Annotated in this window: 12 protein-coding genes and 1 pseudogene; 7 read left to right on the top strand and 6 right to left on the bottom strand. The window is 68.4% G+C overall.

Going from position 1 to position 12,157, the window contains the following annotated elements:
* Positions 1-42 precede the first annotated feature (42 nt).
* The 3 genes from AB0M48_RS06740 to AB0M48_RS06730 form a co-directional block, all read right to left on the bottom strand.
* Positions 43-324, bottom strand: a complete 282-nt coding sequence (locus AB0M48_RS06740) for a hypothetical protein (RefSeq protein WP_363836432.1) — start codon at positions 322-324, stop codon at positions 43-45.
* A 12-nt stretch (positions 325-336) separates the two neighbouring features.
* Positions 337-678 carry a hypothetical protein gene (locus AB0M48_RS06735; protein WP_363836430.1) on the bottom strand — a complete coding sequence of 114 codons (342 nt, stop codon included), beginning with the start codon at positions 676-678 and terminating at the stop codon, positions 337-339.
* A 92-nt stretch (positions 679-770) separates the two neighbouring features.
* Entirely contained in the window at positions 771-1,046 is a 276-nt protein-coding gene (locus AB0M48_RS06730; RefSeq protein WP_363836428.1) for a hypothetical protein, read from the bottom strand.
* A gap of 211 nt (positions 1,047-1,257) precedes the next feature.
* Here AB0M48_RS06730 and AB0M48_RS06725 point away from each other — a divergent pair, with 211 nt between their 5' ends.
* From AB0M48_RS06725 to AB0M48_RS06715, 3 genes are all read left to right on the top strand, one after another.
* Positions 1,258-3,369, top strand: a complete 2,112-nt coding sequence (locus AB0M48_RS06725; protein ID WP_363836426.1) for a Scr1 family TA system antitoxin-like transcriptional regulator — start codon at positions 1,258-1,260, stop codon at positions 3,367-3,369.
* 43 nt (positions 3,370-3,412) lie between these two features.
* On the top strand, positions 3,413-3,520 hold the full coding sequence (locus tag AB0M48_RS06720; protein ID WP_363836424.1) for a DUF397 domain-containing protein: 108 nt from the start codon (positions 3,413-3,415) through the stop codon (positions 3,518-3,520).
* 116 nt (positions 3,521-3,636) lie between these two features.
* Positions 3,637-5,928 (top strand): bifunctional (p)ppGpp synthetase/guanosine-3',5'-bis(diphosphate) 3'-pyrophosphohydrolase, encoded by a 2,292-nt coding sequence (locus tag AB0M48_RS06715; protein ID WP_319987020.1) that lies wholly within the window; start codon positions 3,637-3,639, stop codon positions 5,926-5,928.
* A 70-nt stretch (positions 5,929-5,998) separates the two neighbouring features.
* Here the strand turns inward: AB0M48_RS06715 and AB0M48_RS06710 are convergent, their stop codons facing one another.
* Positions 5,999-6,856 (bottom strand): peptidylprolyl isomerase, encoded by an 858-nt coding sequence (locus AB0M48_RS06710; protein WP_363836422.1) that lies wholly within the window; start codon positions 6,854-6,856, stop codon positions 5,999-6,001.
* A 114-nt stretch (positions 6,857-6,970) separates the two neighbouring features.
* Between AB0M48_RS06710 and AB0M48_RS06705 the strand changes: the two genes are divergently transcribed.
* The 3 genes and pseudogenes from AB0M48_RS06705 to AB0M48_RS06695 all read left to right on the top strand — a co-directional run bounded on the left by AB0M48_RS06705 (position 6,971) and on the right by AB0M48_RS06695 (position 9,656).
* Positions 6,971-7,684, top strand: coding sequence for an MBL fold metallo-hydrolase (locus AB0M48_RS06705; RefSeq protein ID WP_363836420.1), 714 nt, complete (start codon positions 6,971-6,973; stop codon positions 7,682-7,684).
* Positions 7,681-8,937: pseudogene (hisS, locus tag AB0M48_RS06700) on the top strand (histidine--tRNA ligase); the annotation flags it as partial. The gene AB0M48_RS06705 and the pseudogene hisS, both read left to right, overlap by 4 nt.
* Positions 8,938-9,029: 92 nt before the next feature.
* Complete coding sequence (locus AB0M48_RS06695; protein ID WP_363836418.1) at positions 9,030-9,656, top strand: hypothetical protein; 627 nt, start codon at positions 9,030-9,032, stop codon at positions 9,654-9,656.
* A gap of 6 nt (positions 9,657-9,662) precedes the next feature.
* Here the strand turns inward: AB0M48_RS06695 and AB0M48_RS06690 are convergent, their stop codons facing one another.
* Positions 9,663-10,499 carry a fused MFS/spermidine synthase gene (locus AB0M48_RS06690; RefSeq protein ID WP_090072466.1) on the bottom strand — a complete coding sequence of 279 codons (837 nt, stop codon included), beginning with the start codon at positions 10,497-10,499 and terminating at the stop codon, positions 9,663-9,665.
* 46 nt (positions 10,500-10,545) lie between these two features.
* Here AB0M48_RS06690 and AB0M48_RS06685 point away from each other — a divergent pair, with 46 nt between their 5' ends.
* Positions 10,546-10,899, top strand: coding sequence for a DUF1304 domain-containing protein (locus tag AB0M48_RS06685; protein ID WP_363836415.1), 354 nt, complete (start codon positions 10,546-10,548; stop codon positions 10,897-10,899).
* On the opposite strand, the gene AB0M48_RS06680 is transcribed toward AB0M48_RS06685, so the two are convergent.
* Positions 10,820-12,151 carry a YibE/F family protein gene (locus AB0M48_RS06680; RefSeq protein WP_363836629.1) on the bottom strand — a complete coding sequence of 444 codons (1,332 nt, stop codon included), beginning with the start codon at positions 12,149-12,151 and terminating at the stop codon, positions 10,820-10,822. The two genes, AB0M48_RS06685 and AB0M48_RS06680, sit on opposite strands and share 80 nt — an antisense overlap.
* Positions 12,152-12,157: the final 6 nt, after the last annotated feature.

Raw genomic sequence — 12,157 nt, 5'->3', positions numbered from 1 at the left:
GAAGGGGGACGGGGCGGACGCCTCGTCCCCCTTTCTCGTGTGTCAGCCCGTGACCGGCACGATGAACCGGTAGGAGACCACGACGGTGATCGCCCACAGGAAGTAGAAGATCGGCAGCCCCAGCAGGATCAGCCGCCAGGCCTTCATGTCACCGTGCCCGACCCGCGTCAGGGCGGCGGAGGCACCGAGCCACGGCACCACCCCCAGCAGGGCCGCGCGGGCGGCCTCGTCGCCGCCGTTGGTGACGAGGTTGAGGAGGACGATCGCGGCGTACCAGATGCCCGCGAACGCCAGGCAGTGCCAGATCGGCCGATGTGAGTGCACGTGCCCAGTCTCTCAGCGGACCAACAGCTGGAACGCGACGCCCACGACTACGAAGAGCATCGCGACGAGGAACGACAGCACGAAGTAGAACGGCAGCGTCAGGAAGATGAGCACCCACGGCTTGATCCTGACCCTCAGCGCGATCAGCCACGTGACCAATGCCGTGAGCAGCCAGATGATCCCACCGCCGACGAGCGCGCCCCTCAGCCCGCCTGCGCTGTGACCGGTCCTGTGCGCGACGATGACCTGGACCGTGATGCTGGCGACGTACCAGACCGCAGCACCCGCCAAGCAGTGCAGGAACGGCGTGCCGCGCCGCACGGCCGGCGCGGGCGGTGGCGGAGCAGGAAACATGAGCGGTCCCCCCAGACCTCGTTCACGTCGAGTGACCGATCATGCCAGCTCCGCGACCACCAGTCACGGCGATTGCGAACAGATGTCGCGTTTCAGGCGATCGGCGGCGGCGCCACGAAGGCGGCCCCGATGCTCACGAACACCAGCGTCACCAACGAGGCGGGCGCCGTCACGACCGCGATCTCCCACAGCTTCGGCGCCTTCGCGCGGCGCAGCACCAGCCAGCTCAGGGTGGTCGCGACCACCCAGCCGACCGACGAGCCGATGATCGACCTCGGGTCGACGTAGCTGGGGTCGTCGAGGGCGAGGTACGCCATCGTGCCCAGCCACACCAACGTCATGGCGGCGCACCAGATCAGAGTCCTCACGACCCGATTCTCCCAGGCGTCCAGCTTGGCCTTTCCGGCGCGGGTCGATGTGTGCTTTTCATGTTTTGTTGCGTGCGTCGTTAATGGTCGGTGCATCGCATCTAGAGAGATGTGCACTAACGGTGCCTATAGCCATCTGTCCACTCTGTTCACTCGAACGAGTGGCGGTTGACGTGCGTTTATGCTGTGATCTTGCGGTACGGTCGAACGCATGAGCGAACCGGAACTCCACCTTCTGTCCACCGACGAGCTGCTCGCCGCAGTCGTCGGAGACGTGGCGGAAATTCGCGTTCTCGAGAATCGGATGATGCGGAAGATCGCTGAATTGTCCCGCCGCGGGGCCGCCGCCGAGCTGGGGTACAGGAATGTGGCGCACGTGCTGCGCCATGCCGTGCGCTGGGACCTGAGGACCGCCCGTCAGTGGGTCGCCCGCGCCGAGCTCCTGTCCGGCCCGCTGCTGGAGCTCCCGGTCACCGCCGCCGCGGTGACGGAGGGCGCTCTCTCCGGCGACCACATCTCGGCGGTGGCCGAGGTGATGAAGGAGTTGCCGCCCGAGGCCGAACGGTCCGTGGTCGAGTTCGCCCTGGCGCACGAGCCCAGCGCGGTGCGTGCGTTCGGCAGGGAGCTGGCCTACCGGCTCTACCAGCGCGACGAGGAGTCGGGCGACCCCTGGGCGGAGCAGTCGGCCAACCGGCTGCGCACGGAGTGGAAGGGCGAGCAGCTGGAGGTGTGGGCGAGGCTCGACAAGATCACCGGCGCGAAGTTCGAGGCGCTGATCGATCCGCTGGCCGCACCCCGCCCGACCACCCCGGAAGAAGGCCCGGACGCCCGCTCGCGGGCCGAACGCGAGGGCGACGCCTTCGCCGACCTGATCGACCTCGTGCTGCGCGCCGACGGCCTTCCCGAGCACGGCGGCGAGCCGGCGACGCTCACCCTGACGATGTCGTACGCCGACCTGGCCGCGCGGACGGGCTTGGGCGTGCTCGACAACCGAGTCCGCGTCCCCGCCCCGCTGGTCCGCCGCCTCGCCTGCAACGCGGGCGTGATCCCGGTGGTCCTGGGCGGCCGCTCCGAACCGATGGACGTGGGCCGCAAGACCAGAACCTTCCCCGCGGCCATCCGCCGCCTGCTGGTCGCCAGAGACCAGGGCTGCACCTTCCCCGGCTGCGACCGCCCGCCGAAGCACTGCGACGCCCACCACGTCAGATTCTGGTCGGAGGGCGGCGAGACGTCGGTCGGCAACGCGGCCCTGCTGTGCCGCCACCACCACACCTTGATCCACCAGAGCGATTGGGAGGTGAAGCTCCACGATGGAACCCCGACCTTCATCCCGCCGGCATGGCTCGACCCCGCCCGCGTTCCGAGAACCAACACCAGCCTCCGGACCGGCCGCCACGTCGCCTGGCAACGCACCCGTTTTCATCCGAACGAGCTGGTTCGTGGAGGAGGGCCAATGCCTACCGTCGGACGAATGACTGCGATCACCTCCACCGCCTACAGCCGCGACCTGGGCGACGAACTGCGCCGCCTCCGCGAGAAGTTCACCGGCCTGACCGGCCACGCCTTCGCGGAACAACTCGGCTGGGACCCGAGCAAGGTCTCCAACATCGAGAAGGGCAAGGCGCGCGCGAGCGAGATCGACCTCGTCCAGTACCTGATGACGTGCGGCCGCGACAGCCACCACTTCGAGGCGTTCCGCGAGCGCTACCGCTACGCGTTCGACCCGTATGTCCTCATCGTCCCGGACAACCTGCGCACGCTCGCCTTGGCGGAGGCGCAAGCCAAGAAGATCATCAGCTTCGACGTGCTGTCAGTACCTGGCCTCATCCAGATCCCCGAATACGCACGGGCGCTGCTCGAAGCTGGTCGCAAGATGCCAGCTGACGTCGAGAAGAGCTTCCGATGGCGGATGGACCGACAGGCGATCATGAGGCGGCCGAACCGTCCGGAGTGTTTCTTCTACGTGCATGAGCTTGCCCTGCAGCTGCGCGTGGGCGACGACAGGATCATGGAGGAGCAATACCTGCGCATGCTCTTCCACACGCACATGCTTCGGATTGTGCCGATGTCCGCAGGTCCAGGACCGATCAGAATGTCCCCGCGGATGCTCATCAGCTTTGAGAAGCTGGTGCCGCTGGCATACAGCGAGACCGACATGGCCAGGGTCTTCGCGCACGACGGCGCCGCCATCGCGGACAGTCGTGAGTTCTTCAAGTGGTTGGATGCCATTGCCTTGGATGAGGGACAATCTCGGAGCTTGCTGGCGAGCTACGTCAGCGGACTCCGGAAGGACTCCCATGACCCACAGGCGGAGTTGGCGTAAGAGCTCCTACAGCGGTCCTGAAGGTGATAGCGCCTGCGTCGAGGTGTCGCTCGCCGGGGACGCTCTCGTGCGTGATTCGAAGGCCGCCGGCGGTGCCGTCCTGGCGTTCTCGGTCTCCGCCTGGCGGGCGTTCGTGGTGAGCGTCGCCTGATCGGCCCAGCGGTAGTTTGCGCGGCGTTCACCGTGTGAGCTGTGCCGCTCAGCGCGCCACCGGAAGTTTCCCCATCGTAAACGCGTTATCCTCGGTACTCGCGAGACCCGAGGAGCGTGGGGTTGAGTCAAGACACCGAACCCGCTGCGACGGTTGTTCAACCGTCGGCGACCCGGCGTGTGCGCGCCCGCCTTGCGCGGCGCATCACCGCCCAACGTGCGGCCCCGGTGAAGCAGGTCCTCGAACCTCTCGCCGCCGTGCACCGTGACCTCCATCCCAAGGCCGATCTGGCGCTTCTGCAGCACGCGTACGACGTTGCCGAGGAGAAGCACCGCCCGCAGCGCCGCAAGTCCGGCGACCCGTACATCACGCATCCGCTCGCCGTGGCGACCATCCTCGCCGAGCTGGGCATGGACACCACGACGCTGGTGGCAGCGCTGCTGCACGACACCGTGGAAGACACGGACTACTCGCTCAACCAGCTCAAGGAGGACTTCGGAGAAGAAGTCGCCCGGCTGGTCGACGGGGTCACGAAGCTCGACAAGGTCAAGCTGGGGGCAGCGGCCGAGGCCGAGACCATCCGCAAGATGGTCATCGCGATGGCGAAGGACCCGCGGGTTCTGGTCATCAAGCTCGCCGACCGGCTGCACAACATGCGCACGATGCGGTTCCTGCCGCCGGAGAAGCAGGCCCGCAAGGCCCGTGAAACGCTCGAAGTGCTCGCGCCGCTCGCCCACCGGCTGGGCATGGCGACGGTCAAGTGGGAGCTGGAGGATCTCGCGTTCGCGATCCTGCAGCCGAAGAAGTACGACGAGATCGTGCGCCTGGTCGCGAAGCGCGCGCCGAGTCGCGACACGTACCTGAGGTCCGTCGTCTCCGAGCTGAACACCCAGCTGGAGAGCGCGCGGATCGTCGCGAAGGTCGAGGGCCGGCCGAAGCACTACTACTCGATCAACCAGAAGATGATCGTCCGCGGCCGGGACTTCGACGACATCCACGACCTCGTGGGCGTCCGGATCCTCGTGGACGAGGTGCGCGACTGCTACGCCGCGATGGGTGTCGTGCACGCCGCCTGGCAGCCCATGCCGGGGCGGTTCAAGGACTACATCGCGCAGCCCCGGTTCGGCGTGTACCAGTCGCTGCACACGACCGTCATCGGTCCCGACGGCAAGCCTCTGGAAGTGCAGATCCGCACCCAGGAGATGCACCAGAGGGCCGAGTACGGCATCGCGGCGCACTGGCGCTACAAGGAGACCAAGGGCACGCACAACGGCAAGTCCGTCGAGATCGACGAGATGGCGTGGATGCGTCAGCTCCTCGACTGGCAGCGGGAAGCCGCGGACCCCGGTGAGTTCCTCGAGGGGCTGCGCTGGGACCTCGCCGCGCGCGAGATCTTCGTGTTCACCCCCAAGGGTGACGTCGAGACGTTGCCGACGGGCTCCACGCCGGTCGACTTCGCCTACTCGGTGCACACCGAGGTCGGTCACCGCTGCATCGGCGCCCGTGTGAACGGTCGTCTCGTCGCTCTGGAGCGCAAGCTCGAGAACGGCGAGGTCGTCGAGATCTTCACCTCCAAGGCGGAGGGTGCGGGCCCGTCCCGCGACTGGCTGAGCTTCGTGGCGTCCCCGCGCGCCAAGGCGAAGATCAAGCAGTGGTTCGCCAAGGAGCGCAAGGAAGAGGCGATCGAGCAGGGCAAGGACGCGATCACCAAGGAGGTCCGGCGTGTCGGGCTTCCGATCCAGCGCCTCGTCAGCGTCGACTCGATGCAGGCCCTCGCGAAGGAACTGCACTACCCGGACATGAGCGCGCTGTACGCGGCGGTCGGCGAGGGGCACACCTCGGCCCGCCACGTCGTGCAACGGCTCGTGGCGCAGCTCGGCGGTGTCGACCACGCCGAGGAGGAACTGGCCGACCGCGCCACCCCGTCCACGGTCACCCGGCGCCGCCCCACCGGCGACGCGGGTGTGATCGTCAAGGACGCGGGCGACGTGTGGGTCAAGCTCGCCCGTTGCTGCACTCCGGTGCCGGGCGACGACATCCTCGGCTTCGTCACGCGCGGTGGCGGCGTGTCGGTGCACCGCACCGACTGCACGAACGCGGAGGAGCTGCTGAAGTCGCCGGAACGGCTCCTCGACGTCGAGTGGGCGCCGTCGTCCTCCAGCGTCTTCCTGGTCGCCATCCAGGTGGAGGCGCTCGACCGGCACCGGCTGCTCTCGGACGTCACGAAGGTGCTGGCCGACGAGCGCGTGAACATCCTGTCGGCGTCGGTGACGACGTCACGCGACAGGGTGGCCGTCAGCCGGTTCTCGTTCGAGATGGGCGACCCGAAGCACCTCGGCCACGTTCTGAAGGCCGTGCGCGGCATTGAGGGCGTCTACGACGTGTACCGCGTGACGTCGGCCTCGTAACTGGGGCAGGTCGCACGAAAGGGCCCCCGGAGCGAGTTGCTCCGGGGGCCCTTTCAGGTGCGGGTGGCGACTAGTTCGCGACCAGTGCCGACTTGATGTCGACCGGGGTCTTCGGCTTGCCGTCGCCCTGGCCGGGCTGCTGGGAGATCGTGCCGGTCTTCGCGACCTCGTCGACCTTCTTCAGCGACTCCTCGTCGACCGTGCCGAAGACGTTGTACTTCGCCTGCAGGTTCGAGGCGTCGCCGTAGACGATGAAGAACTGCGAGCCGTTGGTGTCGGGGCCCGAGTTCGCCATGGCGAGCACGCCGCGGCCGTAGGTGAGCTCCGGGTAGACCTCGTCCTTGAACGAGTAGCCGGGGCCGCCCATGCCGTTGCCGCCGGGGTCGCCGCACTGCAGCACCTGGATGCCGGTCACGGTGAGGCGGTGGCAGGTCGTGTTGTCGAAGTACTTCTGCTTCGCCAGCTCCACGAAGTTGTGGACGGTGCACGGCGCGAGCGAGCGGTCCAGGTTCAGCTTCAGGTCACCGATGGAGGTGCCGAGCGTGACGCCGACCGTGCCGGTGGTGGGCTGCTCGCCATTCGCGGGAGGGGTGTTCTCCTTGGCCGCCGGCTCCTGGCCCTTCGTGTATTCACAATTCACCTTCGCCGGAAGCGCGGTCGGGCGCTTCGCGATCTGGTGCATCGCGGTGGGGATGTTCTCCGCCTTGTCCACCGACTCCTGGGTGGGAGTCTCCGACGCGGCGGCGTCACCATTGCCGAAGACGTCGTTGGTCGCGAGGAACCACACGCCACCTCCGACGAGCGCAACAACGACGACCGTCGAGACGACGGCGATGATGCGACGCTTCTTGGCCCGCTCGTTGCGGTAGACCATCTGACGCTCAAGCTTGCGCTTGGCTGCCGCGCGTCGCTGCTCGTTGGTGGGCACGTGCTCCCTCCCCAGGGACTCATGCGAATAGGGCGGTCGGCTCGGCAGTCTAGGGCCTGGGCATATGAGCTTTGTGTGGTGGTTAGGCTGTCGTTGAACAGGGAGGTCATTTTCGTGCTCGTGATCGGGTTCCCCACTGGTGCGCTCCAGGCGAACTGCTTCGTCCTGGCTGCCGGTGAGGGCGAGCCCTGCGTGATCATCGATCCCGGTCAGGACGCGGTCGAGCCGATCGAGCAGGCCCTGCGCCGGCACCGTCTCGCGCCTGTCGCCGTGCTGCTCACGCACGGGCACTTCGACCACACGTTCTCCGTGACCCCCGTCTGCGACGGCAACGACATCCCCGCGTACATCCACCCCGATGACGTGGAGATGCTCGCCGACCCGTTGAAGGGCATCAGCCGCGAGTCCGCCGCGTTCTTCGGGGGCAACCTGGAGATGCGGGAGCCGTCCGAGGTCCGCGAGCTCGCCGACGGCGCCGCGCTCGACCTCGCCGGGCTGCAGATCACCGTCGACCACACGCCGGGCCATACCGGCGGGTCGGTGATGTTCCGATCCGGTGTGCAGGAAGGCGGTCGCCTGGTGATCTCGGGTGACACGCTCTTCGCCGGTTCCATCGGACGCACCGACCTGCCCGGCGGTGACCACTCCCGAATGCTGTCGTCTCTGCAGAACAAGGTCATGACCTTGCCCGACGACACGGTGGTGCTGCCCGGCCACGGCCCGACGACGACCATAGGCCGCGAACGAGCGACGAACCCGTACCTGCTCCAGCTGCAGGACGCTGTTCAGACGAACGACGCGCCGGCCGCCCCGCACCGAGGACTTTGAGAGACGTGTTTTCCGCACCCAAAGGCGTTCCCGACTACATCCCGCCGACGTCCGCCGCGTTCGCGCACGTCCGGTCGACGCTGACCCGTGCCGCCGAGCTCGCGGGCTACGGCTACATCGAGTTGCCCGTCTTCGAGGACACGGCGTTGTTCTCGCGCGGTGTCGGCGAGTCGACCGACGTCGTGACGAAGGAGATGTACACCTTCCTCGACCGCGGTGACCGCTCCATCACCCTGCGCCCCGAGGGCACCGCGGGCGTGATGCGGGCCGTGATCGAGCACAGCCTCGACCGGGGCTCGTTGCCGGCGAAGCTGTACTACGCGGGCCAGTTCTTCCGCGCCGAGGCGCCGCAGGCCGGCCGGTACCGGCAGTTCCACCAGGTCGGCATCGAGGCCATCGGCATCGACGACCCGGCCCTGGACGCCGAGGTCATCGCCGTCGGCGACGCGGGGTTCCGCGCGATCGGCCTGACCGGCTACCGCCTGGAGCTGACGTCGCTGGGCGACGCGAACTGCCGTCCCGCGTACCGCGCGCTGCTGCAGGAGTTCCTCGCGAAGCTGCCGCTCGACGAGGCGACGCAGAAGCGGGCCGAGCTGAACCCGCTGCGCGTGCTGGACGACAAGCGCCCCGAGGTGCGCGCGCTGGTCGCCGAGGCGCCGCTGATGGTGGACCACCTGTGCGACGCGTGCCGTGAGCACTACGAGCTCGTCAAGGGGTACTTGACCGAGCTGGGCGTGAAGTTCGTCGAGAATCCGCGCATGGTCCGAGGTCTCGACTACTACACGAAGACGACGTTCGAGTTCGTCCACGACGGTCTCGGTGCCCAGTCGGGCATCGGGGGCGGCGGTCGCTACGACGGCCTGATGGCGCAGCTCGGCGGTCAGGAGCTGTCCGGTGTCGGCTTCGGCCTCGGCGTCGACCGGGCGCTGCTCGCGGCGCAGGCCGAGGGCGTGCTGCCGGAGTTCAGCCGCGTCGACGTGATCGGTGTGCCGCTGGGCGAGGCCGCGCGGGCGCGCCTGGTCGCGATCGCCGGTGAGCTGCGTGCCGCGGGCGTGCGGACCGACCTGGTCTACGGCGGCCGTTCGATGAAGGCGGGCTTCAAGGCCGCCGACAAGTCGGGCGCGAAGCTGGCGCTGGTGCTCGGTGAGCGCGACCTGGAGGCCGGCAACGTCGGCGTCAAGACCCTCGCGACCGGCGAGCAGGTCACCGTGCCGCTGGCGGACGTGGTCGAAGAGGTGCGCGGTGCGCTGAAGGCGGCCGCACTCGTGGCCGCTGTGCCAGGCGGTGTCGAGGGCATGGCGTCGGACGCCGGAGCGGTCGTGGCCGAGGCGGTGCGTGAGACCCCGTGAGCGACGACAAGCTCGTTCTCGACCTGCTCGACAAGGTGACGGTCCGCAAGCGTGCGCGCATGGTGGCGATCGGCGGCATCATGGTCGCCCTCGCCTTCGGCGCGATCGTGGGCCTGATCGGTGGCCGCTGGCCCGGTGTCATCGCCGGGGCGATCGTGTCGGTGCCGGTGATCCTGCTGGCGATGTCCGAGGCGCGCCGCACGGTGTGGCTGCAGGGCACGACCGTGTACGTGCGGGCGTTCGGCACGCGCAAGGTCGACCTGGCGGTGGCGGACGGCCTGGACCTGCTGGTCACGGACCTGCGCGGTGCCCGGACGGTCGGCCTGTTCGTGCGCGGCGGCAAGAAGGCGATCAACATCGCCCTGTCGATGTACTCAGGAGTGGGCGGCCGTGAGCTGGGCGTCTACCAGCTCCGCAGGCTCGCGGACGCGCTGGCCGCACGCGGGGACACGCCTGGCTTGGTGTTCTCGGAGCTGCTCGTGGCCCAGCTGCGGTCCGAGGCGCGCGGCATGGCGGCGGCGGAACGGCCGCTGTACCGGCTCGGCTCACTCGCGCCGGCCGGGCGGATGGCGCAGAAGCTCCATCCGGACGCCGTCTCGAAGTTCGTCACGTCGCTCGACTGAAACGGCTCAGGTGCCCCAGAGGCCCGAGGGCGGGGCGGGGGAGAGGGTCGCGGTCGCATCGGTGGTGACCGGTGCGCCACCGATGAACTTCGTCAGCCCCGTCCCGTGCTCGACCCGGCCGGGGAACGGGTCCCCGGCGGTCGCGCGGGTCAGCTGCTGCATCGGCAGACCGTTGTGCGAGGCCATGATCACGAAGTTGCCGAAGCGCCTGCCGCGGAACACTCCCGGTTCGGCCATCACGCAGACGTGTTCGAACACCGAGCGCACGGTCGCGCACTGGGCGCGGGCGAACTGCAGGCCGTTGCCGTCGCCGATGTTCGCCGCGTAGATGCCGTCGCCGGCCAGCGCGGCCGACGCCTGCTCCACGAACTCGACCGACGTCAGGTGCGCGGGCGTGCGGGCTCCGGCGAAGCAGTCGGTGATGATCAGGTCGAACGAGCCGGGCCGTGCTTTGACGAGCACGGCCCGGGCGTCGCCTGTGGTGATCTTCACCCGCGGGGGTGGCGGGAGTTCGCGGCGGATGAACGCGATCAGCCCCGCGTCGATCTCGGCCACCTGCTGAGACGCTCGAGGGAGTAGATCGGCCACGTAGCGCGCTAGCGTGAGAGCGCCACCACCCAGGTGGAGCACACGCGAAGGCGCGGTGAGATCGACGATGTGACCCAGCCGGCGGACGTACTCGAACTCCAGGTAGGTCGGGTCGTCGAGGTCCACATGCGACTGTGGGGTTCCGTTGACCCGCAACGTCCAGGAGTTCCGTCCACCGAGATCGGGGACCAGTTCGGCGACACCGGAGTCGATCGACTCGGTGATCGCCTCTGTGTCGGGCCGCTGTCTTCCCACTGCTCTATTGTCTCATCGCGTGTGTCAGCTCTGAGGAGGAACCCAAGTGCAGGTCATCGCCAACGTACTGCTCGCCCTCGTGGCGCTGATCCACGTCTACATCGTGGTGCTGGAGATGTTCCTCTGGACGACGCCGCGCGGCCAGAAGGCCTTCGGCCTCACGCCCGAGTTCGCGCAGGAGTCGAAGGCCCTCGCGGCGAACCAGGGTCTCTACAACGGGTTCCTCGCCGCCGGTCTGGTCTACGCGCTGATCCGCCAGGACTTCGGCGCGTCCGTGCTGTTCACGGTGTTCGTGATCGTCGCGGGCGTCTACGGCACGTTCACGGCGAGCCGGAAGATCTTCTTCGTGCAGGTGGTGCCGGGCGTGCTGGCGCTGCTCTTGGTGCTCTTGGCTCACTAGGACGTTCCCACGGCCCCTTGTCGGGGTCGTAGCCGGTGAAGAGGTCGCCCTCGATGCGCGCGGGCCGTGGCTTTTCGGGTTTCACGGGCTTCGCGGCACGCTTCACGGTCTTCGGCTCGGGTTCAGGCTCGGGTTCGGGGGCCTGAACCGCGATGGGGGCGACCTCTTGGCGTACCGCGATCAGGGCGGCCAGCGCGGTGGTCACCGGGATCGCCGCCACCAGGCCGATGCTGCCCACGAGCGTGCGGACGATCTCCTGCGCGATCTGCTGCGCCGTCAGGATCTCGCCCATCGACCGCCCGGCCAGCGAGATCGCCAGCAGCAACGGCAGCGCGGCGCCCGCGTAGGCCATCACGAGCGTGTTCACGACGGACGACATGTGGTCGCGCCCGATCCGCGAGCCCGCCGCGAAGAGCTCGCGCCACGTCAGCTTGTCGTTGGCCCGGCGCAGTTCCCACACCGCGCTCGTCTGGGTGACCGTCACGTCGTCCAGCACGCCCAGCGCGCCGATCAACGTGCCCGCGAGCAGCAGTCCGCGGGTGTCGATGTCGGTGCCGAGGAGCGTGACGAGGTTCGTCGTGTCCTCGTCCAGGCCCGTCAGCTTCGACACGGCCGAGAACAACGCGCCCAGCACGCCGATCAGCGCGAGGCTGACCAGCGTTCCGAGCACCGCTGTCGACGTGCGCGCCGATATGCCGTGCGTCAGGTACAGCACCATGAACATGATCAGCCCGGCGCCGACCACCGCGACCATCAACGGGTTCTCGCCCGCGAGGATCGACGGCATCACGAACAGCACCAGCACCACGAAGCTCAGCAGCAACGCGCCCAGGGCGGCGAGTCCCTGCCACCTGCCGAGCAGCAGGACGGCGGCCGCGAACAGCAGCGCCAGCACGGCGAGTGACCAGCCGCGCTGGAAGTCGACGATCTGGTACGACTCGGCGGCCTGCGGCTGGCTGCCCGCGTAGGACAGCACCACCTCGTCGCCGATCTGGAAGCTCGGCGCTCCGGGCCCCTTCACGCTCGGGATCGTGACGCTCTGCCCGGTCGCGGCTCCGTCGGTCATCTTCACGGTCACCGCGACGCACTTCTCGCCGCAGTTCGCGGCCACGCCGGTGACGACGGCCTGGACCGGCGTCTGGTGGAGACCGATCTCCGCGCCGGTCTTCTGCTCGTGCCCGAACGGGTACAGCAGTGCCGCGCCGACGACGGTGGCCAGCGCCAACGGCACCAGCAGCCACATCAGCAACATGCGCAC

The organism is Lentzea sp. NPDC051208 (genome assembly GCF_040682435.1).
GTDB lineage: Bacteria > Actinomycetota > Actinomycetes > Mycobacteriales > Pseudonocardiaceae > Lentzea > Lentzea kristufekii.
The sequence above is the reverse complement of the archived record's forward strand: the minus strand, read 5'-3'. Positions and strand labels throughout refer to the sequence as shown.

What these genes read in the sequence shown, in the direction of transcription:
- AB0M48_RS06725 (WP_363836426.1), top strand. Translation starts at nt 1,258, where the DNA reads ATGAGCGAACCGGAACTCCACCTTCTGTCCACCGACGAGCTGCTCGCC.
- AB0M48_RS06680 (WP_363836629.1), bottom strand. Translation starts at nt 12,151, where the DNA reads ATGTTGCTGATGTGGCTGCTGGTGCCGTTGGCGCTGGCCACCGTCGTC.
- AB0M48_RS06735 (WP_363836430.1), bottom strand. Translation starts at nt 678, where the DNA reads ATGTTTCCTGCTCCGCCACCGCCCGCGCCGGCCGTGCGGCGCGGCACG.